The 24,377-nt window shown below is 66.9% G+C and carries 31 protein-coding genes; 6 read left to right on the forward strand and 25 right to left on the reverse strand.

The window, feature by feature from the left end; translation table 11 throughout:
• Positions 1-62 precede the first annotated feature (62 nt).
• On the forward strand, positions 63-461 hold the full coding sequence (locus tag JOD27_RS40130; RefSeq protein WP_239571214.1) for a winged helix-turn-helix transcriptional regulator: 399 nt from the start codon (positions 63-65) through the stop codon (positions 459-461).
• A gap of 156 nt (positions 462-617) precedes the next feature.
• Here JOD27_RS40130 and JOD27_RS47325 read toward each other — a convergent pair whose 3' ends face one another.
• On the reverse strand, positions 618-1,040 hold the full coding sequence (locus JOD27_RS47325; protein ID WP_372441795.1) for a tyrosine-type recombinase/integrase: 423 nt from the start codon (positions 1,038-1,040) through the stop codon (positions 618-620).
• Between the two features lie 219 nt (positions 1,041-1,259).
• Between JOD27_RS47325 and JOD27_RS40140 the strand changes: the two genes are divergently transcribed.
• Positions 1,260-2,036 carry a hypothetical protein gene (locus JOD27_RS40140; RefSeq protein ID WP_204767611.1) on the forward strand — a complete coding sequence of 259 codons (777 nt, stop codon included), beginning with the start codon at positions 1,260-1,262 and terminating at the stop codon, positions 2,034-2,036.
• 346 nt (positions 2,037-2,382) lie between these two features.
• Here JOD27_RS40140 and JOD27_RS40145 read toward each other — a convergent pair whose 3' ends face one another.
• Entirely contained in the window at positions 2,383-3,798 is a 1,416-nt protein-coding gene (locus JOD27_RS40145) for a serine/threonine-protein kinase (RefSeq protein ID WP_204767612.1), read from the reverse strand.
• 176 nt (positions 3,799-3,974) lie between these two features.
• On the opposite strand from JOD27_RS40145, the gene JOD27_RS40150 reads away from it, so the two are divergent.
• Entirely contained in the window at positions 3,975-5,114 is a 1,140-nt protein-coding gene (locus JOD27_RS40150; protein ID WP_204767613.1) for a serine/threonine-protein kinase, read from the forward strand.
• Positions 5,115-5,132: 18 nt separating this feature from the next.
• Here JOD27_RS40150 and JOD27_RS40155 read toward each other — a convergent pair whose 3' ends face one another.
• Positions 5,133-5,417 carry a hypothetical protein gene (locus tag JOD27_RS40155; RefSeq protein WP_204767614.1) on the reverse strand — a complete coding sequence of 95 codons (285 nt, stop codon included), beginning with the start codon at positions 5,415-5,417 and terminating at the stop codon, positions 5,133-5,135.
• 312 nt (positions 5,418-5,729) lie between these two features.
• On the opposite strand from JOD27_RS40155, the gene JOD27_RS40160 reads away from it, so the two are divergent.
• The gene (locus JOD27_RS40160) at positions 5,730-6,002 is read left to right on the forward strand and encodes a GlsB/YeaQ/YmgE family stress response membrane protein (RefSeq protein WP_204767615.1); all 273 of its coding nucleotides are present in this window, start codon (positions 5,730-5,732) and stop codon (positions 6,000-6,002) included.
• A 162-nt stretch (positions 6,003-6,164) separates the two neighbouring features.
• Here JOD27_RS40160 and JOD27_RS40165 read toward each other — a convergent pair whose 3' ends face one another.
• The 15 genes from JOD27_RS40165 to JOD27_RS40235 all read right to left on the reverse strand — a co-directional run bounded on the left by JOD27_RS40165 (position 6,165) and on the right by JOD27_RS40235 (position 15,979).
• The gene (locus JOD27_RS40165; protein ID WP_204767616.1) at positions 6,165-6,605 is read right to left on the reverse strand and encodes a hypothetical protein; all 441 of its coding nucleotides are present in this window, start codon (positions 6,603-6,605) and stop codon (positions 6,165-6,167) included.
• Between the two features lie 144 nt (positions 6,606-6,749).
• A complete protein-coding gene (locus tag JOD27_RS40170; protein WP_239571217.1) occupies positions 6,750-7,118 on the reverse strand; it encodes a hypothetical protein in 369 nt (122 codons plus the stop codon).
• 183 nt (positions 7,119-7,301) lie between these two features.
• Entirely contained in the window at positions 7,302-8,396 is a 1,095-nt protein-coding gene (locus JOD27_RS40175) for a serine/threonine-protein kinase (RefSeq protein ID WP_204767617.1), read from the reverse strand.
• An 18-nt stretch (positions 8,397-8,414) separates the two neighbouring features.
• On the reverse strand, positions 8,415-9,578 hold the full coding sequence (locus JOD27_RS40180; RefSeq protein WP_239571231.1) for a carboxylate-amine ligase: 1,164 nt from the start codon (positions 9,576-9,578) through the stop codon (positions 8,415-8,417).
• Between the two features lie 15 nt (positions 9,579-9,593).
• Positions 9,594-9,893 (reverse strand): gas vesicle protein K, encoded by a 300-nt coding sequence (locus JOD27_RS40185; protein ID WP_307830606.1) that lies wholly within the window; start codon positions 9,891-9,893, stop codon positions 9,594-9,596.
• Entirely contained in the window at positions 9,890-10,114 is a 225-nt protein-coding gene (locus JOD27_RS40190; protein WP_204767619.1) for a gas vesicle protein, read from the reverse strand. Before JOD27_RS40190 ends, JOD27_RS40185 begins: the two co-directional genes overlap by 4 nt.
• A 26-nt stretch (positions 10,115-10,140) precedes the next feature.
• The gene (locus tag JOD27_RS40195; RefSeq protein ID WP_204767620.1) at positions 10,141-10,920 is read right to left on the reverse strand and encodes a GvpL/GvpF family gas vesicle protein; all 780 of its coding nucleotides are present in this window, start codon (positions 10,918-10,920) and stop codon (positions 10,141-10,143) included.
• Entirely contained in the window at positions 10,913-11,275 is a 363-nt protein-coding gene (locus tag JOD27_RS40200; RefSeq protein ID WP_204767621.1) for a gas vesicle protein, read from the reverse strand. The genes JOD27_RS40195 and JOD27_RS40200 overlap by 8 nt, the downstream gene beginning before the upstream one ends.
• Positions 11,272-11,613 (reverse strand): gas vesicle protein GvpO, encoded by a 342-nt coding sequence (gene gvpO / locus JOD27_RS40205; RefSeq protein WP_307830607.1) that lies wholly within the window; start codon positions 11,611-11,613, stop codon positions 11,272-11,274. Before gvpO ends, JOD27_RS40200 begins: the two co-directional genes overlap by 4 nt.
• Before the next feature lie 22 nt (positions 11,614-11,635).
• Entirely contained in the window at positions 11,636-11,869 is a 234-nt protein-coding gene (locus JOD27_RS40210; protein ID WP_307830608.1) for a gas vesicle protein GvpG, read from the reverse strand.
• 1 nt (position 11,870) lies between these two features.
• Positions 11,871-12,632 carry a GvpL/GvpF family gas vesicle protein gene (locus tag JOD27_RS40215; protein ID WP_204767701.1) on the reverse strand — a complete coding sequence of 254 codons (762 nt, stop codon included), beginning with the start codon at positions 12,630-12,632 and terminating at the stop codon, positions 11,871-11,873.
• Positions 12,633-12,637: 5 nt separating this feature from the next.
• The gene (gene gvpJ, locus JOD27_RS40220; RefSeq protein ID WP_204767622.1) at positions 12,638-13,024 is read right to left on the reverse strand and encodes a gas vesicle protein GvpJ; all 387 of its coding nucleotides are present in this window, start codon (positions 13,022-13,024) and stop codon (positions 12,638-12,640) included.
• A gap of 65 nt (positions 13,025-13,089) precedes the next feature.
• Positions 13,090-14,196, reverse strand: a complete 1,107-nt coding sequence (locus JOD27_RS40225; RefSeq protein WP_204767623.1) for an SRPBCC family protein — start codon at positions 14,194-14,196, stop codon at positions 13,090-13,092.
• Positions 14,197-14,202: 6 nt separating this feature from the next.
• Positions 14,203-14,979 (reverse strand): hypothetical protein, encoded by a 777-nt coding sequence (locus JOD27_RS40230; RefSeq protein ID WP_204767624.1) that lies wholly within the window; start codon positions 14,977-14,979, stop codon positions 14,203-14,205.
• Positions 14,980-15,160: 181 nt separating this feature from the next.
• On the reverse strand, positions 15,161-15,979 hold the full coding sequence (locus JOD27_RS40235) for a mechanosensitive ion channel family protein (RefSeq protein WP_204767625.1): 819 nt from the start codon (positions 15,977-15,979) through the stop codon (positions 15,161-15,163).
• An 873-nt stretch (positions 15,980-16,852) separates the two neighbouring features.
• On the opposite strand from JOD27_RS40235, the gene JOD27_RS40240 reads away from it, so the two are divergent.
• Positions 16,853-19,363 (forward strand): non-reducing end alpha-L-arabinofuranosidase family hydrolase, encoded by a 2,511-nt coding sequence (locus tag JOD27_RS40240; protein ID WP_239571219.1) that lies wholly within the window; start codon positions 16,853-16,855, stop codon positions 19,361-19,363.
• Positions 19,364-19,663: 300 nt separating this feature from the next.
• Positions 19,664-20,428, forward strand: coding sequence for a DinB family protein (locus JOD27_RS40245; RefSeq protein ID WP_204767626.1), 765 nt, complete (start codon positions 19,664-19,666; stop codon positions 20,426-20,428).
• A 136-nt stretch (positions 20,429-20,564) separates the two neighbouring features.
• Here JOD27_RS40245 and JOD27_RS40250 read toward each other — a convergent pair whose 3' ends face one another.
• From JOD27_RS40250 to JOD27_RS40280, 7 genes are read right to left on the reverse strand one after another with little or no spacing between them, the layout of a single operon-like run.
• Positions 20,565-20,888 (reverse strand): hypothetical protein, encoded by a 324-nt coding sequence (locus JOD27_RS40250; RefSeq protein ID WP_204767627.1) that lies wholly within the window; start codon positions 20,886-20,888, stop codon positions 20,565-20,567.
• Positions 20,885-21,319, reverse strand: coding sequence for a hypothetical protein (locus JOD27_RS40255; protein ID WP_204767628.1), 435 nt, complete (start codon positions 21,317-21,319; stop codon positions 20,885-20,887). Before JOD27_RS40255 ends, JOD27_RS40250 begins: the two co-directional genes overlap by 4 nt.
• Before the next feature lie 52 nt (positions 21,320-21,371).
• A complete protein-coding gene (locus JOD27_RS40260; protein ID WP_204767629.1) occupies positions 21,372-22,037 on the reverse strand; it encodes a hypothetical protein in 666 nt (221 codons plus the stop codon).
• A gap of 6 nt (positions 22,038-22,043) precedes the next feature.
• Complete coding sequence (locus JOD27_RS40265; RefSeq protein ID WP_204767630.1) at positions 22,044-22,607, reverse strand: hypothetical protein; 564 nt, start codon at positions 22,605-22,607, stop codon at positions 22,044-22,046.
• Positions 22,600-23,100 carry a WXG100-like domain-containing protein gene (locus JOD27_RS40270; protein WP_204767631.1) on the reverse strand — a complete coding sequence of 167 codons (501 nt, stop codon included), beginning with the start codon at positions 23,098-23,100 and terminating at the stop codon, positions 22,600-22,602. Before JOD27_RS40270 ends, JOD27_RS40265 begins: the two co-directional genes overlap by 8 nt.
• Entirely contained in the window at positions 23,100-23,423 is a 324-nt protein-coding gene (locus JOD27_RS40275; protein WP_204767632.1) for a WXG100 family type VII secretion target, read from the reverse strand. Before JOD27_RS40275 ends, JOD27_RS40270 begins: the two co-directional genes overlap by 1 nt.
• 14 nt (positions 23,424-23,437) lie before the next feature.
• Positions 23,438-24,265 (reverse strand): YbaB/EbfC family nucleoid-associated protein, encoded by an 828-nt coding sequence (locus JOD27_RS40280; protein WP_204767633.1) that lies wholly within the window; start codon positions 24,263-24,265, stop codon positions 23,438-23,440.
• Positions 24,266-24,377: the final 112 nt, after the last annotated feature.

The following is a 24,377-nucleotide window of genomic DNA, read 5'->3' on the forward strand; positions in this document are numbered from 1 at the left end:
GCCGGAAGGCTAGATCGGTAGCTTACTGCTCGAAAGTACCTACCTCCGGGTAAGCTCCGGACATGGAGGTAGGTTCCGAGGTCGAGCGGCACGCGTGGCAGGGCATGAGTGACGCGTTCAACAGCGAGTGCCCGGCGCGCGAGGTGCTCGAGCACATCACCGGCCGCTGGGGAATGTTGATCTTGGCGGCACTGGGAGAGGGCCCGCGGCGCTTCTCCGAACTGCATGCGACGATCGGTGGGATCAGCGAGAAGATGCTGTCCCAAACACTGCGCACCCTGGTGCGGGACGGGCTCGTCGCGCGAACGGTGGAGCCCACCACGCCGCCGCGGGTCAGTTACGAACTCACGCCACTCGGCCGAGGCCTCACCAAGTCACTGGAACAGTTCCTGGGCTGGATCCGGCAGCACACGATCGACGTCGTCACCGCCCAGCGCCGCCACGACCAGCAGCACCGATGAGGCTGCCGGCACGAGCTCGCCTGACCCCCGCATCTCCTGTGCCGCGCCCGAGTCCCGAACGCGCGCTCATGCCGCCGAGCGTATGTCGACCGCAGACGAAATGGAGGTAACGAGCCTTGGCACGGCGTCGAGACCACATTCCCAATACCTAAGTGGTCACGCCACTTTCAGCCCACTCTGCCGGTCCCAGCTCCACCCACCTCCGATCTCCCACCGGTGCTGCAGAGCCGCCAGCATCCTGGCGATCATGACGTCGGTCACGTGCGAGTAGTCGTCGTCGACGTCCTTGCGCTCGTGCCCCAACCGCTCGAGCCTCAGCACCCGCGGCACCTTCTCCTCGACGAGCCACGTCTCGTGCGTGTGGCGGAGATCGTGAAAGTGCATCTCCTGGTTGATCGGCACTTCGCCGCCAGCTTCTCGACAAGGAACGGTGGCAGGTGCACGTGGCGGGCGTCTTGGGCGGACCGAGTTCCAGCTTCCGTCCGCGGACTTCGTGCAGGGCACCGAACTTCGCGTCCACGTGGATGCGCGGGTTGTCGTCGAGACAGGTCCTGATCCACTGCAGCCCGGCCGGCTCACCCCACCGCATACCGGTGTGGGCGGCGGTGATCGTCAGCAACCCGTCGTCCGGCTCCATCCTTCCCGCCAGTGCGTCGACCTCGCCGGTGGTGGCGTGCGGGCGTTCGGGGCGATCATCGAAGTTGATCCGCAGCTTCCGGCACGGGATTCGCTCCGATCAGGCCCTCGTCGACGGCTTCGGCCGGGCCGCTGCTGCCGGGGCAAGCCGGGCAATGACGCTTGCTGCTGGTCCAGCGACAGGAGACTCCGCAGAAGGCCCGTCGCCCGCTCTTGGTGGTGCAGGATGACGGCATGGATGGGCGTGGGTATCTGGAGAAGCTCATTGCCGACAGTCTGGGAGCGGGGAAGGGACAGTCGGCACTCGGCAGGCAGAGCAGCATCAACTGGCTCGAGATCCGCGGGGTGGCGATCGGGCTGGTGGCCGCGGGGGCACTCCCTCAGGAGGAGGCCGAGCAGATTCTCGCCGACCTGGAGGTGACCCTGCAGCGTTCCGGTTGGCTCACGGTCCTGCGACAGGAGACGTCGGCCACGAGCAGTGGCGAGGCTGTGGCCACGCGAATGGGCGTCGAGCGACCCGAGTGGCGGCAGGCAATCGAAGACCCGCCCACTCCCGTATTGCGCCACGTTGTTCCGCTTGCGGGACGTACCCTCACGATCGGGGAGTTAACTGCGAATCTGGTGTGCCTGGAGGTGTGGTCGACCTTCCTCGCGCTGAACCTCGTGCATGTCGCTATCGACATGCACCGAATGCGGGAACGTTTCGGACCAGGTGTGCGCTGGCGCGGGTGGGATGACGCCGGAACCCAGTACCGAGGTGGAGGCGGGGGCAGATCGGGGTCGCACGTCTTGTTCGCCGAGAGGTGCGTATTTGAACCAGGCCCACCGGCAGAAGCACGCGTTCTCACCCTGGTCGCCGAACATCCCGGCGGGCAGATCACGATCCCCATCCCGTTGCCCGCCGGCCGACAGGAGTCCGGCACCGACTCGGTCGACTGATCGCCAACCTCCATACAACCCTGACCGAGGGCTGCGCCCATCATGTCCTCTGCAAACCTGGACATTCCCGACGCGGCCGGGCTCGCCGCTCGACGAGCCGCAGTCGCCGGACGCATCATCCACAGCGGACGCCGACATCGACTCCGGCTTCCTCGCGACTGGCCCTACAACCGCCTCATCCACACCGCCTACACCGCGCTACAGACCTGACCCAGCACCCCCGACCCCATGACTAGGACCCGGAGAACCGGCGGCCCCAGCGCCGGGAATCACCCCTGCCCAACACAAACGAGCACACCGAATCGTCCACCGGCATCCCATCCCGGCGCCAAGTGAAAGATCGAGGCTAGTGGCCTCCCTTGCCTTCCCCTTCGCGCTTCTTGTCGCCCTTCTTCTCGCCGTTATCGTTCTTGTCGCCGTTGTTGTCGTTGACGCGTTCGGACTTCAGGACCTGATCTGAGTCGATGAGCACCTTGCCGCCGTCGGTGATCAGGTGCAGTTGGCGTGTCTCTCGGAGTCGGCCACTGCTCTCCGTGGTGTATTCCACGCCGATGGTCACCGTGTCGGCGTTGGTGGCCTGCGGCGCCGCGGTGACGACGAGGGTCTTGACGCCCTTCCACGCCTTCTCGTACTGGTCTCGGCCCTGCGCCTGCATGGCAGGGCTCAGCCGTGTCCACGCTTCGTCGGTGCGGTCGGGAAGCAGGGCGTAGTAGTCGGCCACGGCCTGTTGCAGCTCTGCGGCGGTGACGGTGCTGGTTGTCGACGTGGGTGGTGGGCCTGCGACCTTGTTGGAGGACGACTGCGGGTACAGCAGCACGATGAGCACGATGGCGGCGATCGCCGCCGCGGCGACCGGCAGTGCGAAACGTGGCCGGCGCCATGGCGGGGCCGGTGAACCCGCTACCGGCTGCAGATCCAGGCGGGTCGGGGCCGGGGCGGGGCGATCGGCCGCGGCCGCGCGCAGACTCACTGCTGCTTGAGCCATCGTGGGACGCGACGCAGGATCCGTTCGCATCATGTGCAGCACGACATCGGAGACCGGGCCGTGGTGTGCGGGCGGAACGAACTGTCCGGCAGCCACGGTGTGCAGCAGCGCGATGGCGTTGTCACCGTCTCCGAACGGTGCACGCCCTTCCACCGCCGTATAGAGGCTGGCTCCGAGAGAGAACACGTCACTGGCGGCGTTGGGCTCGTGTCCCTGCGCTACTTCCGGTGCCAGGAACGCCGGTGTCCCGACCAGCAGGCCGGTGGCGGTGACGGTGGTGTCACCGTGGGCGCGGGCGATGCCGAAGTCGGTGATCTTCGCGGTGCCGGTGTCGGTGATCAGGATGTTCGCGGGCTTGATGTCGCGGTGCACGATGCCCGCCTCGTGTGCCGCCGCCAGCGCGGCGGCGACCTGTCCCCCGATCTGAGCGGCCTGGGCCGCGGGCAGCGGTCCGCGCGCTGCGATGAGCTCGGCGAGACTGCGCGCCGGGACGTACTCCATGACCAGGACCGGCCGACCGCAGTCCTCGGTGACGTCGTGCACGGTAACCGCACCGGGGTGCTGAAGCCGGGCGGCGATCCGTCCTTCCCGAACCGCTCGTTGCCGGGCACGCTCGGCGTCCTCTGTGGACAGTCCAGGTGGGAGTGCGAGGTGCTTGAGTGCGACGACACGGCCGAGGCGTTCGTCGAACGCCTGCCACACCACGCCCATGCCGCCGGCGCCGATCCGTTGGTTGAGGCGGTAACGGCCTGCGATCAGATCGCCCTGCTCGGTCACCGACGCCTCCTCCGATCACGCTTGGCTTCAGCAGCATAGGTGCCGCCACGACGCCGTCGTGCTCAAGCACCGCAGGACTGGTTACCCCTGACTCGCTGATCGGATGCTCCGAAAGGTTCGCGTCCGCGGGCCAGCGGGCATACAGGAGCCACCCGACCCCCGACGGGAAGGCTGCCATGTCCGTATCCGCCGAGGACCGTCTGATCGCCGAACGGTACGAGCTCGCCGAGCTGCTGGGCTCAGGCGCTATGGCTGACGTACGTCGTGCGTGGGACACCCGGTTGCAGCGACACGTCGCGGTCAAGCTGTTCCGCGCCGGGTCCGATGTGGCCGATGTGCTCCGCTTCGACAACGAGGTCAAGACGCTGGCCGCGTTGTCCCATCCCGGACTGGTGCAGGTGCACGACGCCGGAACCACGGCAGGCACGCCGTTCGTCGTGCTGCAGATCGTCGACGGATGCACGCTGCGCGATCGCATCACGCACGGCCCGCTCGAGGTGGACGACGTGCGACGGCTGGGCGCAGAACTCGCCGACGCGCTCGCCTACGTGCACGCCCACGGCGTGGTGCACCGGGACATCAAGCCGTCCAACATCCTGCTCGACCGCGACGGCAACGCCCACCTCGCCGACTTCGGACTGGCGCGGCTGATCGGCACGACCCGGCTCACCAGAACCGACCAGCTGGTCGGCACCGCCGCCTACCTCGCCCCGGAGCAGGTGCGCGGAGAGGAGTTCGGCCACCCGGTGGACGTGTACGCGCTCGGCCTCGTGCTCCTCGAGTGCCTCACCGGGCGGCGGGAGTACGAAGGCAGCGAGATCGAGGCCGCGGTCGCTCGCCTGCACCGCCAGCCCATCGTTCCCGACGAGTTGCCGGCGGACCTGAAGCGCCTGCTGACGCTCATGACCTCGCTGTCGCCACGCCGGCGACCGACGGCAACCGAATGCGCACAAGCGTTGCGAGACACAGGCGACGCCCCGACCCGTGTCGGAGCGCCGGTCCATCCACGCCGTCCGATCCGGTTGCTCGTGGCCTCCGTGCTACTGGCAGCGCTCGGCGCGGCCGGTGTCACCGCTACCGTCCTCTCTCCACCTCCGCCCGGCGAGTCCGCTCCTCCGGCGACCACGACACTGGTGGCGCCGACGACCAGCACACCCGCGCCCGCCACCGGTTCGGCTCAGCCGCAGAGCAATCCAGCCGTTGTCGTGCCGGCCCAGGTCAACCCGCCGGCTGACGACAAGGTCGGAGGGAAGAAGGGCGAGGAGGACAAGCCCAGGAAGCCGGACAAGGACAGGAAGGACTCGGACAAGGGCTGACCGGGCGGCGACATCTGATCAGGTGATGTCGCGGGCCAGTCCACACGTCATGGTGTGATGCGGAAGCTCGGCGAACCCCATACGCAGAATGCGCCGGGCCGCATCGCAGGCAGGCCTGTCCCGCGCCAGCAGCCTTTCCAGCGCCAGGGCGGCCACGACGAACGCGCCGGCCACAACGACCGGCCACGCGACGCGTTCCACCACCGCCAGCACGCTGTGGATCACCGCGACGATCAAGTACACGGTGGCCAGACAGCGGACCTTGAGCCGCGCAGCGCGGTCGCGTTGTCCGGCCTGCTTCATGGTGACCTGATCGTGACGGTTCCTCGCATCGTTACGACGTGCCCGCGTCGGCCGAGGGCCGAGACGATCGATCGTTGCGACACATCGCGACGGCACAGACACTTAACGTCGCGCACAAGGGGAGACGCAGGGATTAGTCCACTCTGGCCGGACGCTTTCGCGTTTGGTGCGTTGCACCAGGGATATCCACAGAACGAACAACGTGCTTCAACCCACGATCAACAAAGGCGTTGCCGTCGTTCGGCGAGTGCCTGACCGTGGAGAAGTACTCGGCGGCGACGACTTCGCCGCCGACGAACGAGTGGAGGTGTCATGGAGATCACCGGCATCCTCAGCGCCTTGATCGTCGGACTGGTGATCGGTGTGCTCGGCAAGCTGGTCATGCCAGGCAGGCAGAAGACCCCGATCTGGCTCACGATTCTCGTCGGCATCGTGGCCGCCTTCGTCGGAACGGCCATCGCCCGCGGGCTCGGCGTTGCGAACACCGAAGGCATCGACTGGATCGAAGTACTCATCCAGATCGCGCTCGCGGCTGCGGGCATCGGCATCGTCGCCGGGACCCGCAAGCACAAGTCGATCCTTTGACAGCCGCATTGTCGGGCAAGGTCTTGCCGCTCGATGCTTAGGTCGAGGGACCTTCGACCTTTCTGCTGGGCACTGAGTGGCTCTCCAGGGGCTCCGATTACCGCTTGGCCACGGCGGGAATCGGAGCCCGCAACATGTCCGGGCAGACCTCGAACGCGCACATCAGCGCCTGATCGCTGTGTGGCGGTCCCGCCGGTACCAGCCTCGCCGCTGATCCGCTGGGAGGGCGATTCGCGAGATCAAGTTCGTCAGAAGTGCCCCGATCACCAGCCACAGCACCGCGGCCAAGCCCTCGTTCGCCAGCACGGCAAGCGCCTCGTTGCCCACTGGGAAAAGACCGCTCGTCCCGAGGTTGATGATGCCGGCCCAGTTCGTCACGAAGGCTGCGAACCCGTGGCCAGGGCTCGCGCCCGCCGCGACGAGGACGACGTGCACCAGCAGGACGGCGGCGAACACCCAGCACACAATGCCGATTACCGCGCAGATCGAGCGGACGGTGCGTAACTTGGCGTAGCCGGGTCGATCGGCGACCACCTTCTCGACAACCACAGGCTCGCCCCACTCGAAGGGAAACCATTTGTCTGTGTCCTGTGACTGTGTCATGGCGACATCCCGCTGGCGGTGTGCGGTGAAAGCAAGTGATGCGGGTCCAGTGACCCGAACTGTCGTAGCTTGGCGCCGAGCCTGAGGAGCGCCGAGTCCGCGGCGGTGCGCCGCGGCTCAGCACCCCTGTCTGCGCCGGTTCTGTCAGGGCCGGACCGATCGCCGATACCAGGCCCGTCGCTCGTCCACCGGCAGCGCCACGCGGCTGATCAGGTGTGTGAGCAACCCACCGATCACAAGCCAGAGCAGTGCGGCGACACCTTGGTTGAGCAGAACGGCCGCCTTCTCATTGGCAGGGGTGAACAGATCGTCCAAGCCGAAATCGATCCCGCCGGCCCAGCCTGAGATGAACGAGGCGAAGCCGTTGCCCATGTTCGCGCCCGCCACCACGAGCAGGATGTGCAGCAACAGGACGAGTGCGAACACCCAGCAGACGATGTCGATCACTGCGCAGATCGTGCGTACCGCGCGTGCCCTGCCGTTGTCGTCGCGGGCGGCGACCTCTTCCTCCACGACCGGAGGTTCTTCTGGCAACAGGTAGTCGCGCTCGTACGCCCTGTGCCGCCGTCTCTCGGGGTCAACTGGTCGAGTCATGCCTTCGGGTACCCGGCGCGATCCAGCTTCGAAACGCGGGAATGAGCCATGACGGCGGCTTCTCGGTCCACTTCGGATTGTCCACATCGTCCGTCATCCAGCTCACCAACCGTGCTTGCCCTTGCCGCGGTTCGGCTTCCCCTTGCCGCCCTTGTTCTTGTGTACGCCCTTATGGGCCTTCGCCAGGGAATCACTGGACTCGACCGGGTCCGCGCGCGGTCCGCGTGGTTGCTGCGTAACGAGAAGCTCACCGGAAACCGGTGGCGCGGCGTCGTGTGCCGCGTCCGTACTGCCAGCGGCGACGAGCAGGCTCGCAAGCGCGGCGGCCAGCAACGCCTGTGTGCGAGAACGCCAAGGATGCTGACGGACCCGTGCCTTGGTGGTGATCGGACCGACGGCCTCGGAGCGGCCGATGGCCTGCAGGATGCGCGCGCACTCGTAGGCGGATGGCCTCTGACGAGGGTGTGGCGAGGTCATCAACGTCAACAACCGTCGCAGCTCGAACGGGAGGTGGTCAGGTACGAGGGGCCGGCGGTGCAGCCGGGCGACGGCTGCCTCGATCGCACTGCCGTCGTACTCGCGGACGCCGGTCAGGCATTCCAACAGCACCAGACCGAGCGCGTACACGTCGACCGCCGATGTGATCTCGCCACCGCGCACCTGTTCCGGGGCGAGGTAGGCCGCCGTGCCCACGAACTGGTCGGACCTGGTGAGCCGGGTGGTGCCGGCTGCTCTCGCCAGACCGAAGTCCGCCAGGTACACGGTGCCGTCGCGGTCACGCAGGATGTTGGAGGGCTTGACGTCACGGTGCACCACTCCATGTGTGTGCACGTGGCCGAGGGCCTCCGAGAGAGACCGACCCAGCTCGCACACCATGATTACCGGTAACGGGCCGTACGCGAGGCGATCGCGCAAAGTGGATCCGTCGACAAGTTGCAACACCACGAAAGGCATCGGCCCGATGGTGCCCGCGTCGTACACCGACACCAGACCTGGATGGGACAGCCCGGCCAGCGTGTGGATCTCGTTGTCGAACCGGCGCCGGTCGGCCTCGTCGCATCCGGAGAGGAGGAGCTTGATCGCCACAGGGCGCCGCAAGACGGTGTCCCACGCGCGCCGTACCTCTGCCACACCGCCGACACCCAGAATCCCGGCCAACCGGTAGCGATCGGCGACGAGATCGTAATAGCCGGGCATGGGCGACACCTTCCGTTGTCAGCCTGCACTTTGCGGGTGCCCGCCAACCTCGTGACGCAATCCTTTGGTGGTGCGGAACATCGCGCCCGGATCCCCGGTCGGCTCCCCCATCAGCTCCTCCGCGAGTTGGTCCACCACGTTGTGCAGTGATCGTGCGACAGAGAACGCTTTGCGCTGCCTCGTGGCACCGTCGCCGCATCTGTCCACAACAGACAGAACGCGCAGCACCACGCCCAGATCCCCGATGGCGACGAGTTGATCCCGCACTCGGCTGACAAGCCGGTCCAACAGGAGCCGAGCGGGAAGCAGCTGTCCGGACATCACGTCGAACGCCTGACCGCTCAGGCCGTCTCGGGCCGCCTTCCACGCAGCGAGCCGCAGGAGTTCGACCGGGACGTTGCTCGCGGCCACACCCCGCCGCACATCGCACACCGCGGTGGCGACGAGCGCACGTACCAAGGCGGCCAACAGCACTGCCTCGTCCACGGTGGCCGCAACGTCAGCCACCCGGACTTCCACAGTGGGCAGGTGCGAGGACGGCCGTACATCCCAGTAGATCATCTTGAGGTCGCGTGCGGCTCCGGTGGCCACCAGCGAATCGCACACTTCGTCGTAGTGCTGCGCGGAGCTGAACCACGGTGGCGGTCCCGACACCGGCCAGCGTGACCACACCATCGACCGCCAGCTCGCATAGCCGGTGTCACGACCATGCGCGAACGGGGAGTTGGCAGTCACCATGCCGAGTACCGGCAGCCAGAGCCGCACATGATTGCAAACCTGCACGGCCGTCTCGCGATCCGGCACCGAGACATGCACGTGGCAGCCGCAAATCAGCTGCTCGACGGCCAACCGCCCGTAGTCGTCGGCAATCTGCCGGTAGCGGTCATCCGCGGTGATCTGCATCCTCGACGCACCGATCGGCGGCACCGCCACAGCGAGCAGGAGGCAACCGAGCTGACGAGCGGACTCAGCCGCGATGAACCGCGCGCCGAGCAACTGCCGCCGCACCTCCGCGAGGTCATGGCACGCCGTGGTCTTGGCCTCGAGCTGTGCGGCGGTCAGTTCGAGGTCGAACTCAACGCCGAATTGCTCGCGTGCCCATCGCGCGACCTCCAGGGCTCGTGGAACCGGCTCGCCGGTACGCGGGTCCACGAGCAGGAACTCCTCTTCGACGCCCAGCATCGCGTTCACGATGCTCTACCCGCTGCCGTCGAAGTCGTTGCCGAGCAGGGGACCGAGCGGGCCGAGATCGATGTCGAGGTCTTCCGCGGTGAGGCCGAACTGGTCGCACAATTCGTTCATGCGTTGCTCCAGTGCCATGAACGTCCGGCCCATCCGTTCGACCTGCTCATCGGCGAGGTCGCCGCGCTCGATCCTGCGCAGGGCCTGGCGTTCCATGAGCTGGCGGAGCAGTTCGATGATCGTGAGCACCAGCGACGCGAGACCGCGTTCGACGTTCTCGTGGTCGGTGTTGATGCGTTCGGGCAGCTGACTCACGGCCTGTCCCGCTCGTCGGTCAAGGGATCCAGGGCACTGACCGAGGTGATCAAGGTGCGCAGGGAGATGTGGACCAGGTCCACATCGGCGACGGAGAGCCTCACGTCGCCGACGATGACGACGCCGCCAGCGAGGACGCGATCAAGCAGGTCGACCAGCGCGACACGCCGGTCGCTGACGGGCGCGGGCGATCGCGAAGACGCCGGTTCGATCTCTGTCATCCTTGCCTCCCTTCTATTTCGTGGCGTCACGGGGACATCTGGTCGACGCCGGCGAACGAGTACGGCGGCCAGGGACCCGTCAGATCCAGTTCGATACCGGGGTGCTGATCATCGAGTGTCCGCACGGTGTCGGCGAACTCGTCGGCTCGTTCGTTGTCGACCAGGTAGGTGCCGTTGAGCACGATCTTGGCTCGTTTGTGGAGAAGTTCGGCGTGCGGAACCGGTTGTCTCTTCGCGACGACGGCGATCCGGCTGAGAGCCTCGTGAATTCGGTGGGCCTTGGCGGCGGCCTCGGATTCCGCCGCCTGCAGGGCGGAGAGCCTGGCACGCCGCCTGAGCAGGTATGCCGTTCCTTCACCGACATCGCCGACTTGCTCCTCGACACTGTGGTTCGCGATGGAGTCGGGATCGGCGTAACCCTTGACCCCCCACTCGGTTCGTCCCGTCACGCGGCGCAGTGCCGTGTCGAATTCGCCGCGATGTGCCACCAGCGACGCGCGCACGCTGTCGTCGTCGTGGTAGACGGTGGCGAGGCGGAGTGGCACGGTGGGGCCGAAGTGGTTCACGATGTCGACCACCGCATCGTGGGCACGCGCGGTCGCTTCCAGCCAGGCGAGGTCCTCGAGATTGCGCCGCAGGGCATCCTCGCCGAACTCGCCGGCACCGACGGAGCCAACGACGGCCATCAAGTCAGCGGCTTCGACGATGCGCACCGGTTCCCGGGCCACTCCGGTCGTCGCGGGAAACCGCGCGACGTCCAGTCGCCTGGTGACCGCGTACAGCCACACCACGTGCTGCTCACCCATCGTCGGGGCCCTCGTCCAACTCTCGCAGGGCGTCCCGGTCCAGGTCGGCCAGCCGCTGCCGCAGCCGCTGGTTCTCCTGTTCGAGTTCTCGTTTGCCACTGCCGCCCGAAAGCCACGGATCGTGTTCCCACCAGTCGATGCCGACCTGGCGGGCCGCTTCCAACGACGCGATGACCAGGCGGAGTTTGACGGTGAGCAGTTCGATGTCGAGCAGGTTGACCTGGATGTCCCCGGCGATCACCACGCCTTTGTCGAGGACTCGCTCGAGGATGTCGGCGAGGTTGGCCGAGTCGTGGCCCCCGGAATTTCCCAGGGGTTGCGGCAGTCCGGCACGTGAGTTCCTCGAGCTGGTCATTGCCTACCTCCAGGCTTCGAGTTCAACGCGCTGCCGCGTGAGTACCGCCGGATGCGGGAGTAGGACACCAGCGTCGCATCGAGGTCCAGGTCCACCTCGTAGAGCGCGAGAACGTCGGCCGAGGACGGAATGCGGCTCTCCTCGACCACTTCCACTTCGATCAGCCACCCTTCCTCGGTGGGTTTCACCGCTGTCGCCCCGATCGGGTTCTTGCCGGTCAGTTCGCCTATCGTCTGGATCGCGGCATCGGCGGCCTCCGCCGCGGACACCTCAGGCTCGGTGTCCTCGCTGCCCCAAGACTCGTCGCGACGCCGCTCACCACCTTTCCCGGCCACCACTGTCGATCACCTCCACTCCGCCTCATCCGCCCATGCCGCTGCTCATCAGCCTTTCCGTGATCCTTTGCGCTTCCTCGCTCGCCTCCTCTTCGGACAGTTCGCCGGCGGCCACCCTGTCCTCGAGCTGTTCCAGTTCACGGCGAGCCTGCAGGCGCAGTTCCCCCTCGGCCTGCTCCAGCAGAACCTCGGCGAGGGCGACAACCCCGCGCACAGGTGCCAACGGCAGGCCGAAGATCAGCCAGAGCAGGGCCGCCACGTCATCCCTCCGGTGTGGAGCGCGAGACAGTGAAGTCGTACGGGGCCAAGGGTCCCAGCACCCGCAGCTCGACCCTGCTCGCCCACTCCTCTGCGATCTCCGCCACAGCGGCGTGGAAGTCCTGCTCGTGGTCGGCGTCGACGAGGAAGGCGATGTTGACTGCGTCTTCTTCATGCGTCGGGTCACGCGGGGCAATGGCAACCGTGAGGGGCGCGAGCGCGTCTGCCACGGTGTGCGAGTCCTTCTCGCGCTTGGCGGCAACGGCGTTGAAGAGGAACTCGCCGAGTGCGACGCGCTCGTCCTGACTGGCGTTCTCGCCCTGCGCTCGGAGCTGTTCGTGCAGCCGTGCCGCTTCCTCGTGCTCGGACAGCACCTCGCGCAGGATCGTCTCCTCCACATAGCGGCCGTGCAGGACGTACTCCTGCCGCCCGTCGAGCTCGGTGAGCGCGGAGAGGAACTCGTCGTGATAGGGAGCCAGGAGTTCGTCGGCGACGGCCTCCTTGCTGCTCATGACCGAGCCGAAACGAAACGGGAGCACGGGTGTCTCGGCGGCGGCCAGGTCCAGCAGGCGCTCGTGCGCGATCAGGTCGTCCGGCCGGCCCAGCGGCTTGTCGCGGGGAATGTCTCCGGCCAATGCCGCGATCTTGCCCTGCGTCACCGTGACTACCGGGGTGCCACCGACTCCGCGTGCCTGCTCATCGGTGACCACGTCCGCCGGCACGATGCCGTACACGTAACAGACCGTGTCCTTGTCCTCGGCCATGACGCTCACTCACCCCTCCGCCGTCTCGAAGGCCGTTCCAACTCTTCCCGTTTGTCTTGCAGTGCCTCAGCCACCTTCTCGCCCACGGCCTCCAGCATCCCCTTGGTCTTGCCCTTGGCCACGCTCTGCGTCGTGTTCCCCAGGAGCTCCGTCATGCCGGCCCCTTGCTGCTCGGAGAGGTCGAGGCGGTTGGTCGCCTCGGCGAAGCGCAGATACGTGTCCACACTGGCGATGACTACCCGTGCGTTGATGGTCACCAGCTCGATGCCGACGATCGACACCCCGACGTATGCGTCGAGCACGAGGCCCTTGTCGAGGATGCTGTCGATCGCGTCGGCCAGGCCGCGTGAGGATCCACCGCCGCCTCCGGATTGTTGTAGGGCTGTGGTCATCTCCTGGGCCGTTCCTTCCTGATCCGAAGTCGTGGTCGTGTGCTGTTGTCGGTTCGCGGCGCCAGTTATGCCCTGCGCGCCGCTCGTCGTCCTGCCCTGCGCGAGTTCGGCAGGTCCTGTTCCTCCTCAACGTCCTCAGTGTCTTCGTCTTCGTCTTCGTCGTATTCCTCGTCGTTCTCGGCTTCCTCGTCCTCGGCTTCCTCGTCCTCGTCGTACAGGTCCTCGTCCTCGTCCTCCCACTGCTCGTCCTCGTCGACAGCCGAGTCGTCCTCATAGGCGTCCGACTCGTCGTCATCCACCACCTGCCCACCGTGGATCTCGCCGCGCCAGCCTTCGAGGTCGTCGGCGTGCAGGATCGTGTTCGTCATGACATGACGCTGGAAGTTCTTGAGCTCCAACCGGGCCCGGCGGCCCTGGGCCCGCCAGAGGTTGCCCGTTCGCTCGAACAGTCCGTGCGGGTGGTATTCGAGGATGAGCAGGATGCGGGTGAGGTCCGGCGTCAACTCGTGGAAGGTGACCGCGCCGTCGACGTACCCCTTGTCCCCTTCCGAGCGCCACACGATGCGTTCGTCGGGAACCTGTTCGATGATCGTGGACGTCCAGGTGCGCCGGGACCACCAGACCTTGGCCGTCCAGACCAGCTTCTCGTCGGACTCCTGCTCGACGTTCTCGACCTTCTTCATGAAGCTGGGGAAGTCGGTGAACATCGTCCACTGGTCGTAGGCGACCTGGATCGGAACTCCCACGTCGATCTGCTCGACGATGTTGGTCAGCTTGAGCTTGTTGCCGCCTTGCTTGTTGTTGCCGCCGAGAGGCAGAGCGTGCAGCACACCGCCGGCAACGCCTTTGACCTTGTCTTTGAGCTGCTCGACAACCTGCTCGCCCACCACCTCCGTCGCGTGGGACGCCACATCGGCCAGCACGTGGGCCAACCCGGGCTTCGCGGTCGACGCACCCTTGTCCCCGGACTTCTTCGATCCCGTCAGCGCGGACGCCAGTCCGCCTCCCTCGCCGTGGGCGAGGTCGGTGATCCGGCCCGCCGCGCCGGTGACCCGGTCGGTGACTTTCGCGGCCGCCCGGTCGACAACCGCCAAAGCGAGGTTCTGGAGCGAATCCCTGAGCATGTCGTTCGGCGTGCTGCCACTCGCTGCTCGCTTGACCGTGCTCGTCATCCGGTGTCACCTCCGCGTGCGCCGCGCCGGCGTACGGCCCGTGCCGCTCGTCGAGCGCGCGGCCCGACGCCCCGGGGTCTTCTTGCTGTCGTCGGATCCGGCGTCCTCGGAACCGGAGTCCTTGGTCCGGCGAGAGGTGGTGCGGCTTGCCGCTGAGCGGCGCGCCCGCTTGGCCGGCTGTTCGGGTTCGCCGCTGTCCTCGTCGGGCTCTTCGTCGGCCTCTTCGTCGGGCTCTTCGTCGGTGCTGCGGGACGCACTGCGGCTCGTGGCCGATCGGCGCGTGCGCCGGACCGGTCGCTCGGGCTCGTCGGCGGCGTCCTCGTCCGTGTCTTCGCCGGACTCTTCGTCGGCCTGGCGGGAACCACCGCGGCCCGTGCGTGACCGGCGTGCGCGGCTGACCGGCGCCTCGGGTTCCTCGGTGTCCTCGGTGTCCTCGTCAGGTTCCTGATCCGTGGCGTTGTCCTGCCGGACGTCGTCCTCTTCGTCCTCCTGTGGTTCGGCCTCCTTGTCGCGGGCCTTGCCGGGGTGCTTGATCCGATCGCTCAGCGAGTCGATCCGGTTGCTCGTCGCGGTCACCGCCGCGGCCTTGACGGCGCCGATCAACTCCCCGCGAATGGCGTCGGTCATCTTGGCCAGCTCCGGAGATGCGCTGAGACCGCGTTGCAACAACGCCCCCGGTGATCCGCCGAGCTTGCCCGCGGCTCCGGCCGCCGCGACCATCAGTGCCAGCCGCATCTTGTGCGAACGCCCGAGGAGATAGCCGATCCCTACCCCCAGAGCCATACGCGCTCCTGTTTTCATAGTTCATTCCTTTGCGGTCAATGCCGTTGTGAGTCCGCGACGGACCCGGCGAACACCGGTGTGGTGCGAAGAAGTCGCTGCCCGGTGGTCGTCGTGCCGACCGGTTGGATGTCCTGATCCGTCCGCGGCTGGGGAACGCGCGCAGGCCCAGCTCGCGTGGTTGTTACGGCCGCGGTGCTTCCGGGGGTGACGTCCGAGGCCCGACCGGCGGCATGTCCTCGCGTCCCTCTGCTGCCGCGTGCCGTGGGCGTTCGCTGAATGCGACGTCCGCGTCACGCATGGCATCTTCGCGACCGCGTTGATACGCCTCGGTGTGCGCGCGGGCAGCCGGAATCTCCGCTTCCATGCGGTTGAGCCACCGATCCCACCGCTCCTGCATCGGCCGGAGCAGACCGCCTCCGACACCGATCACGATCACGCCACCGACAGTGGCGAGGATGGCGATCAGAACCGGCGTCGTCACCTGGGTCGCGACACCGATCTCGTTGAGCGCGGCGATGACACCAAGACCGATGATGATCGCCTGCACCATCCTGGCCAGAACCCTGCCGTAGCTCAGTCCGCTGAGCGCACCGAGCATGAGTTCGGCGACGGCGTTGGCCACAGCCGTGACCACGACCACGATGATGACCGCCACGATCGCCCTGGGCAGCCACGCCACGATGGCCGACAGGATGTTGCTGACCGGGTTCGGTCCGAACACGGAGAAGGCCAGCTGCAGCGCGATGAGCAACACCGCGTAGTAGACCAGTGTCGCGATGAGACCACTGGCGTCGTACCTGGACCGGGCGAGTGCGTTCTTGACGCCGCCGCGTTCCACGGCGCGGTCGAAGCCGACCCGCTCCAGCACCACGTTGACCAACTTGCGCAAGGCCTTCGCGATCAACCAACCGACCAACAGGATGATCAGGAAAATGACGATCTTCGGCGCCCACAATATGATGTTGTGGACAACATCGTTCCACGCGCCACGAATGTCCATTCGACCCACTTCCTTCCGGCGCACGCACGTGCTCACCCGCCCACTGGCAGCGCGCCTCGGGCTCTTGGTTCGGCTACCCTCCCCCAGTCCACAAGAAACTGTCTCTTCACATCTATCCTCGTGCCGTCCTTTTCGGATCGAACGGCACGGCAGATATAAGATCCACACTGGACTCACTGGGTGACGGATTTCGACTCGGCGGGTCGCAGACCGTGACACAATCATCGGCGCGACGCATTGCGAAGGTACGGACACGGAGCGTCGCACCAGGGCACAGCGTCCCCTCGGGACTGGCATCCTCGCCGTTCGGCGCATCCTCAGGCCTTGATCATTGGCCTGGCCATCGGCGTGCTCGGTCAAACTGATCGTTTCCCGGCACGCAGAAGATTCCGATCTGACTGACGCTCCTCGTCGGCATCGTCGCCGCGTTCGCCGGCACAGCGATCATCTATCCACGGGATTCACCAGAATTCCGCGGGAATTCATACTTCGACAGCTTTCTCATCACCACACCAATCCAACGCGAGGGTCGGCTGCGTCGACCGAAGTGCAGGTGCGGCGGTATTCACAAGCTGCGGAACCGTCGCCGGCCCGGTTCGGCCGGACGGGGATTCCGACCGGTATCTGGTGGCGGCGGGTGCGGGACGTCCACCGCGCCACCGACAGCGGCTGCATCGACTCCTGGCAGCTCGTTTTCTCAACCGCAGCTCCCCCGCTTCACCAGGGCGGACACCACGGGAGTGACAAGAACGACGGTGTGGACGCTGAAGGATATGAGATGAGCACCCCGAATCCGGGGGGCACACCGAGCAGCTCCAGTCGTTCAGGCGCAGACGGCTCGGGCCCTGAACAAGAACGGACACCATGATGGCGATGAGCCACACCACCCGCGTCGGCGGGTTCTGGCGGAGTCGAGCGCCCATTGTCAGAGCCCTGGTCGCGGGGGCGGCCAGTGTCGTGGCGGTGGCCACGGCGGTGATGTTGATCCCGTCGGCGGACGCGGCGGCGACCACGCTCGGTGCCGCGGCGGCGCAGTCGGGCCGGTACTTCGGTACGGCGATCGCGGGCGGGCGACTCGGCGACTCGGCCTACACGACGATCGCCGGGCGTGAGTTCGGCATGGTCACGGCCGAGAACGAGATGAAGATCGACGCGACCGAGCCGCAGCGGGGGCAGTTCACCTTCGGTGCCGGCGACCAGATCTACAACTGGGCCACGCAGCGAGGGATGAAGGTGCGTGGGCACACCCTGGCGTGGCATTCACAACAACCGGGGTGGATGCAGAGCCTGTCCGGCAGCACGTTGCGGCAGGCGATGATCGACCACATCAACGGGGTGATGGCCCACTACAAGGGCAAGCTTGCCTATTGGGACGTGGTGAACGAAGCGTTCGACGAGAACGGCAACCGCCGGCAGTCGAACCTGCAGGGCACCGGCAACGACTGGATCGAGGTGGCGTTCCGCACCGCCCGCACGGCGGATCCGTCGGTCAAGCTGTGCTACAACGACTACAACGTCGAGAACTGGTCTTACGCGAAGACCCAGGGCGTGTACAACATGATCCGGGACTTCAAGAACCGGGGCGTGCCGATCGACTGCGTCGGGCTGCAGACCCACTTCACCGGCGGCAGCTCGCTGCCGGGCGATTTCCAGACCACTCTGTCGAGTTTCGCCGCGCTCGGCGTGGATGTGGCCCTGACCGAGGCCGACGTGACCAATGCCTCCACCACGCAGTACGCCGGGCTGACCAGGGCCTGCCTCAACGTGGCCCGCTGCGTCGGCATCAGCGTCTGGGGCGTGCGGGACAGCGATTCCTGGCGTGCCAACGAGAACCCGCTGCTGTTCGACGGCGCCGGCAACAAGAAGCCCGCGTACACCGCGGTGCTCGACGCCCTCAACGCCGCCGCCCCGACCACCTCGTCAACCACCTCACCGACCACGAGCTCGTCGACGAGCACGCCGCCGCCCAACGGCGTCAACCAGATCGTCGGAGCTCAGTCGGGCCGGTGTGTCGACGTGCCCAACGCGTCGCGCACCAATGGCACCCGTGTACAGCTCTACGACTGCAACAATCAGGTCAACCAGCAGTGGACCTACACCGCCGGCAAGCAGCTGACCGTGTACGGCACCATGTGCCTGGACGCCGCCGGCTCCGGCAACGCCGCGGCGATCCAGATCTACACCTGCAACGGCCAGACCAACCAGCAGTGGAACGTCAACGCCAACGGCACCATCACCGGCGTGCAGTCCGGGCGCTGCCTTGACGTCTGGAGCACCGCGAACGGGGCGCAGGTCCAGCTGTACGACTGCAGCGGGCAGGTCAATCAGAAGTTCGGCCTCGCGCCCGCCAGCGGCCAGCCCTCACCAGTCCAGCCTTCGACTGCCCCGTCCTCACCTTCCCCGGTCTCGCCACCGCCGACGAGCGGAACGTTGCCATCGAGTTTCCAGTGGAGCTCCAGCAGCGCGTTGATCGCCGCGAAGCCAGACGCCACCCACAACATCACCGGGCTCAAGGATCCGTCGGTGGTGTACTACAACGGCAAGTACCACGTGTTCGCCAGCGTCGCGAACGCCTCGGGCTACAACCTGGTCTACCTGAGCTTCACGGACTGGTCGCAGGCAGGCTCGGCGGCGCACCACTACCTGGACCAGACCCCGATCGGCGCCGGCTACCGCGCCGCGCCCGAGGTGTTCTACTTCGCGCCGCAGCGGCTTTGGTACCTGGTGTACCAGACCGGTAACGCGTCGTTCTCGACCAATCCCGACATCGACAACCCCAACGGCTGGAGCGCGCCCAAGAACTTCTACCCGAGCATGCCGACGATCATCCAGCAGAACATCGGCAACGGTTACTGGGTCGACATGTGGGTCATCTGCGACACCACCGACTGCTACCTGTTCTCCTCCGACGACAACGGCCACCTCTACCGCTCCCAGACCAGCGTGGCCAACTTCCCCAACGGCATGACCAACACCGTCATCGCCTTGCAGGACAGCAACCGCAACAACCTGTTCGAGGCGTCCAACGTGTACAAGGTCGCCGGGCAGAACCAGTACCTGCTCCTCGTCGAGGCGATAGGTTCCCGCGGCCGGTACTTCCGCTCCTGGACATCGTCGTCGCTCAGCGGGAGCTGGACTCCTCTGGCCGCCAGCGAGAGCAACCCGTTCGCCGGCGCGAACAACGTCACCTTCAGCGGCTCCGCGTGGACCAACGACATCAGCCACGGCGAGATGATCCGCAGTGGCACCGCCGACCAGACGCTCACCATCAGCCCGTGCCGGATGCAGTACCTGTACCAGGGCAAGGACCCCAGCGCGGGTGGTGACTACAACAGCTTGCCCTGGCGACTCGGTCTGCTGACCCAGGCCAACTCGACCTGCTGACCGGATCCGGCGTGTCCGGTGCCCGGACGGCACCGGACACGCCGGACCTCAGACCAGGCAGAGCCACGAGCCTGGGAGCGCGGAGTGAGAGCGGATTGGGAGCAACCCCGCGCTGAACATGCTCGAACGGTCCTCAATGGACCTGAACGGACCCGCGCCGGTTGCCTCGGCGTCGCGATCAAGGTCACGACGTCTCCCGTGGCCCTGGGCCTGGCGCCAGTTTCTCTCGACCGCGCCGTGCGCTGTTCAGGGTCGTTGCGGAACGTGGCGCGGAGAGGACGGGTGGGCCAGACTGCTTCGATGGTTTCCGAATACGTTCAGAGCGATCTGTTCCGCGGTGCGCGTATCCATCTGTGCAATCTCGCGGGCCTTGAGATCCGCGATTGCGGAGTGGACGGTCTGAAGATCGTCGACTGCTACGGCACCGACGTCTACCTCGGTGGCTTCTTCGAGCGCCTCGTCGTCAACGACGTCGACGTGACCGCCTACGTCGAGGCTGAACTCGACCGGCGGCACCCCGCGCGGATGCTGGCGCGGGAGGCGGCCTCCCCGGAGGACTACCGGGGCGCTTGGGACGCCATCGAGACCCTGTGGGACGCGACGCTCGAACGGGCGAAGCTGTTGCCCGAGGCCAAATTGCACGAGCAGGTCGACGGCGAGTGGTCGCTGGTCGAGACACAACGGCATCTGCTGTTCGCCTGCGATGCCTGGCTCGGCAACGCCGTGCTCGAGGAGGAAGCGCCCTACCATCCGTTGGGCTTGCCCGCCGGGGGGACCCCGCCCGACGCCGCGGCGAGGCTCGGCCTCACCCTTGAAGCCGTCCCGACGCTCGACGAGGTGCTCGCGCCGCGGCTCGCCCGCATGGCCGCGATGCGGCGTGTCGTCGACGGGCTCACCGCTGCCGAACTCGACCGGGTCTGCGGTCGCAAGCCGGCGGACATGTATCCCGACCAGGAGTACGTCGTGCGCCGCTGTCTCAGGGTAGTGCTGAAGGAAGAAGCCGAGCACCACCGTTACGCGGTGCGCGACCTCGCAGTGCTCGAAGGCGCGTCCGAACTGCAATAGTCGCCGAGCGATTCCCAGGCCACGCAACGAATTCGAGGCCATGGTCGCAGTGTCGGAACCACCGCAGCAGCACCACCGACGCCAGGAGGTTCGACCGGCTGTCTGACGGAGAGACGGCCCTGCCTCGCAAGGCGGGTCACTCGAAGATTTCCGCCAGGAGCTCGTCGGTGGCCGGGGCGTAGGTGATCAGCTGATCGGGCTCGGTCACCCCAGGTCGGCTCAGGTGGGCTCGTTCGCTGATCTCGGTTTCCGGGATCACGTAGATCGGGTCGGTGCCGCCCACGAGCGCGTCCGGGTAGTCCAGCGGGACCGCGTCGCCGGAGCCGGGGGTGCTGATGTTGGGGTCGCCTGCGATCGCCGGGTTGTCGAGCGTGGTTTCGACGACGTCGTAGTGGTAGTAGGCGGCCTGCAGCCACCGGTGTCGCTGGGCGGCCTCGAACTGGCGCACGGTGATGTTCATAGACAGTTCCAGACGAACAGGAGGTTTCCGGCCGGCACGGTGGTGCGGCACAGGTCGGCCACCTGGCGCAGCCACGAGCTCAGCGCGGCGGAGTCGCGGTCGGCCAGTTCCGGGGTGTCCTGCCAGTCCGCGGCCAGCTGGTCGATGCTGCTGTCGTCGATCGACGGCAGGAGGCGCACGACTCGCTCGCTGAGGGTGGTGATCACCGGGGCCTCGTACAGGTTCGGGTTGTCCGAGGGCGACGTGCCGGCGGTGTCCAGGGCGGTCTCGAAGGGGACGCCGGAGAGCAGCACGTCCAGTGACGCGAGCGCTACCGGGTCCAGTCCCCTGGCTCGCACCGTGCGGTAGCCGAAGGTCGTCGGATCGGGGAAGCCCGCGGCGCGGTAGCCGGGCAGGGTCTCGGGTCCGGCGCTGAACACATCGGTGATCATCGGGCTCCTGCGTGGCGCGGGGCGGACATGGGCGGAAGCGTACTCAGGTGGATCATTCGGCGATGCCCAGGTCGCGCAGCTCGTGGAACGCGTCGAGGATCTCCTGGAAGCTCTTGGACCGCTTCGGTGCCGCCACCACGCTCGTCTCGTACGGGGCTTCCGCGGCGCGTTCGACGTAGATCTGCGCATAAACGGACAGTGAGTCGATGTCCGCGGCCGCGGCGGCGGAACGGTGAACGAGTAACTGGGTTTCCGGATCGCGTTTCACCAGATGTCCTGGAACGTCCCAGATCTCGACGTCGCTGAACTCGGCCTCGGTGATGTCCAGCGCCCAGTCGACGCCTTCGTACAGTTTCGCGGCCGCGGGGGCCAGCACCGCGCGTGAATCGTCCTCGATCGCCGGACGGAAGCGGACGGCGCCGACCTTGCCACGGAGAACGACGTGGGTGCAGACGCAGGCTTCGAATTCGATGAGCTTGGGGTGGCTCAGAGTGTCGACCGTGATGTCCTCGAACCGGACGCCGTACAGCTCGACGTTGCCCGCCTTGCACTTGCGCAGGGCGACGTTGCGGACCAGCAGCCCGTAGGCCGGGTCGTCGGCCGGCTGCATGATCACTCCGCCGACGAACGAGCACCGCTCGAAGTCGAGGTCCGCAATCTCCGCCGACGACTCGATGATCTTGCGGTACTCGAATTCTTCCTTGACGTGGTTTCGCATCGATTCCTACCGGAAGATGGCATCTAGCTTGGTTTTGGGCACCGACGGATATGTCAACACCTGGTCCGGGTGACTGTAGTACGGCCGGTTCATGTGTGTACGCATCGATGTCGCGCTGCCGCCGGTGACGTCGACGTTGTGCTTCCCGCCGATCTTGAAGTCGGGAACCGCCTTGCCGGGTTGGCTCGTTCCCAGGTGGGAGATGTTCGTATCCGAGCGCACGCGGCGGGCGACGTCCTTTTCGATTTCCGAGCCCACGAACCTCGAACGCAGATAAGGTTCCTGCTTGCCCCTGGCGAGCTGGCGGGGTGAGAGCCCGGCGCGGATCTGGGCGGCCGAGCGGTTGGAGGACGCGTTCACCGCGTTCTTGAGGTTGTTGTAGCTCGCCTTGTCCTTGGCGCTGAGCTTGTTGACCCACGCGCCCGGCACCGGCTTGGGCTTGGGGACCTTCTTCGCCGCCGACTTCGCGGCGGCACCGGCAGGCCGCTTCGTCTTGCGCAGCCTCGTCAGGGCGGGCTTGAGGATGCCGGCGCCGGCTTTGGCCGCCTTGCCGCCCCCGCGCCTAGCCATTCAGCACCGCGTTGATCGCCAGGTCCAACGCCTGGTCCAGCAGCATGTCGGTGATCTTCTTGAAGATCGGGATCTCGAGCAGGGAGGCACCCAGCGTCGGCACGGCCGTGGCGATGGCCTGAGCGATCTCGACGGCGAGCATCGCCAGCTGCACCACCACGGCGATCTTCAACGCCACGACCACGCCGGCGCACACGTAGAGACCGGTCCCGATCAGCGTGGAGGCCGTCGCGCCGTCGTCGAGGTTCTGCTTCGGCGCCTCGCTGTCGGACCAGAACGCCCCGAACTTCTCCATCGCCGCACCGGAGTTGTTGCCGAGCACCTGCTGGGCGTGGCCGTCAGCCTCGGCGGCGGCGGGTCCCAGCCGGTCGGCGAACCCCGACCACTGCCCGCCGAGGTCGACGAGCTTGCCCTCGTCGCTCAGCGGCCAGTTGAAACCGAGGGTGTTGAGCAGTCCGGCCAGCTCGGGCGGCAACATGACCCCGCTCGTCATCACAGACCTCCCAGCATCTGCCGGAAGGAGTCCATGCTCGCCGACTCGGTCTCGGCGTAGTGGTCGGCCATCTCCTGCAGCGTGTGACCGATCTCCTGCAGTCCGTCCGCGTTGTCCTGGAAGCTCTCGAACGCCGCTTCGGAGGCGACCTGGTAGATCATCCCGAGGACCGAGCCGAGGTCGTCGTCGCCGAACGCGTCGCCGAGTGCCGCGACCTGCGACTGGAACTGGGCGACCGCACCGGCGAGGGACTGCCCCGCCCCCTGCAGGCTCTTGGCCGCTCCGCCGACTTCCTCCGGATGAACGCTGAATCCACCTGACACCGTGCAGCCCCCTGCTATTTGTCCACGTTGCGCATGATCGCGGTCATGCTGTCCGTGTAGGTGCGTAAGTGCTCCATGCTCTGCCGCCGCACCGCACCGGCCCGCTCCGCCAGCTGCTGCAACGCCTCCGTGTCGCGAGGCTGCCGGTTCGCCTCAGCGCTGTGCCGCTCCCAGTCCGTCAGCGCGTCGTTGACCGCCTGCTGGACAGCCAGTCCGAACTCGCCCGGCGACATCTGCAACGCGGAACTGCTCAGCGTCACCTGGTTCAGCTCGCCCTGGCACACGGTGACGACGACCTCGTTCGCCTCGTCCCGCCCCTCACCGGTGACCGGCACCTCGCTGCCGAGCGCGGCCCGCATGGACCGCACCACCTCCATCGCCTCGTCGAACAGGAAGTCGACGTACTGAGGTGACGCGTCACCGCGGACCTGGACCTTGCCGGCCAGCTTGGCCATCGACTGCTCCACCGCGTCCTGGATCCGCCGCAGCGCCTGCCCGCCCGCCTCGGCGGCCTCGGTCAGCCCGGTGCCGACGGCATCGAGGTCCGGTCCCGGATCACCGGCCTGCGGAGACAGCGCCAGCGACTGCCGCACCGCGGGATTGATCGCCTCCAGCAGCAGGTCCGCGACCTCGCGGCGGGACTTCGCCGGCACCGCCTGGCCGACGACGACCGAGACGACTCGACGATTCCGCATCACCACGCGCACCGCGCCGTCGCCGGAAGTCCCTGTCACCTCTTGGTCGCGGGCGTCGTCGGCCGGGCGGTAGGTACCGGCCCGGACCTGGGCCAAGAGCGCCTGGCGCTCGGCGAGAACGGCCTCGTAGTCCTCGTCCGGGTTCACATTCCCCCTCGAGTCGAAGGTTCCGCACCCCGTGAGTACGGGTTTGCTCACAAGGCGTAACCGAGCCTAGAGGCCTGCGGAGCTTCGGAGGACGGGAACGGGAACATTCCAC

Source organism: Lentzea nigeriaca, from assembly GCF_016907955.1.
In the GTDB taxonomy this organism is placed as follows: domain Bacteria; phylum Actinomycetota; class Actinomycetes; order Mycobacteriales; family Pseudonocardiaceae; genus Lentzea; species Lentzea nigeriaca.

Excerpts from the sequence above, each read along its gene's own strand:
- JOD27_RS40130 (WP_239571214.1), top strand. The coding sequence starts at position 63 with ATGGAGGTAGGTTCCGAGGTCGAGCGGCACGCGTGGCAGGGCATGAGT.
- JOD27_RS40150 (WP_204767613.1), top strand. The coding sequence starts at position 3,975 with ATGTCCGTATCCGCCGAGGACCGTCTGATCGCCGAACGGTACGAGCTC.
- JOD27_RS40155 (WP_204767614.1), bottom strand. The coding sequence starts at position 5,417 with ATGAAGCAGGCCGGACAACGCGACCGCGCTGCGCGGCTCAAGGTCCGC.
- JOD27_RS40160 (WP_204767615.1), top strand. The coding sequence starts at position 5,730 with ATGGAGATCACCGGCATCCTCAGCGCCTTGATCGTCGGACTGGTGATC.
- JOD27_RS40165 (WP_204767616.1), bottom strand. The coding sequence starts at position 6,605 with ATGACACAGTCACAGGACACAGACAAATGGTTTCCCTTCGAGTGGGGC.
- JOD27_RS40175 (WP_204767617.1), bottom strand. The coding sequence starts at position 8,396 with ATGCCCGGCTATTACGATCTCGTCGCCGATCGCTACCGGTTGGCCGGG.
- JOD27_RS40180 (WP_239571231.1), bottom strand. The coding sequence starts at position 9,578 with ATGCTGGGCGTCGAAGAGGAGTTCCTGCTCGTGGACCCGCGTACCGGC.
- JOD27_RS40190 (WP_204767619.1), bottom strand. The coding sequence starts at position 10,114 with ATGACAGAGATCGAACCGGCGTCTTCGCGATCGCCCGCGCCCGTCAGC.
- JOD27_RS40195 (WP_204767620.1), bottom strand. The coding sequence starts at position 10,920 with ATGGGTGAGCAGCACGTGGTGTGGCTGTACGCGGTCACCAGGCGACTG.
- JOD27_RS40200 (WP_204767621.1), bottom strand. The coding sequence starts at position 11,275 with ATGACCAGCTCGAGGAACTCACGTGCCGGACTGCCGCAACCCCTGGGA.
- JOD27_RS40215 (WP_204767701.1), bottom strand. The coding sequence starts at position 12,632 with ATGGCCGAGGACAAGGACACGGTCTGTTACGTGTACGGCATCGTGCCG.
- gvpJ (WP_204767622.1), bottom strand. The coding sequence starts at position 13,024 with ATGACCACAGCCCTACAACAATCCGGAGGCGGCGGTGGATCCTCACGC.
- JOD27_RS40225 (WP_204767623.1), bottom strand. The coding sequence starts at position 14,196 with ATGACGAGCACGGTCAAGCGAGCAGCGAGTGGCAGCACGCCGAACGAC.
- JOD27_RS40230 (WP_204767624.1), bottom strand. The coding sequence starts at position 14,979 with ATGGCTCTGGGGGTAGGGATCGGCTATCTCCTCGGGCGTTCGCACAAG.
- JOD27_RS40235 (WP_204767625.1), bottom strand. The coding sequence starts at position 15,979 with ATGGACATTCGTGGCGCGTGGAACGATGTTGTCCACAACATCATATTG.
- JOD27_RS40240 (WP_239571219.1), top strand. The coding sequence starts at position 16,853 with ATGAGCCACACCACCCGCGTCGGCGGGTTCTGGCGGAGTCGAGCGCCC.
- JOD27_RS40245 (WP_204767626.1), top strand. The coding sequence starts at position 19,664 with ATGGTTTCCGAATACGTTCAGAGCGATCTGTTCCGCGGTGCGCGTATC.
- JOD27_RS40250 (WP_204767627.1), bottom strand. The coding sequence starts at position 20,888 with ATGAACATCACCGTGCGCCAGTTCGAGGCCGCCCAGCGACACCGGTGG.
- JOD27_RS40255 (WP_204767628.1), bottom strand. The coding sequence starts at position 21,319 with ATGATCACCGATGTGTTCAGCGCCGGACCCGAGACCCTGCCCGGCTAC.
- JOD27_RS40260 (WP_204767629.1), bottom strand. The coding sequence starts at position 22,037 with ATGCGAAACCACGTCAAGGAAGAATTCGAGTACCGCAAGATCATCGAG.
- JOD27_RS40265 (WP_204767630.1), bottom strand. The coding sequence starts at position 22,607 with ATGGCTAGGCGCGGGGGCGGCAAGGCGGCCAAAGCCGGCGCCGGCATC.
- JOD27_RS40270 (WP_204767631.1), bottom strand. The coding sequence starts at position 23,100 with ATGACGAGCGGGGTCATGTTGCCGCCCGAGCTGGCCGGACTGCTCAAC.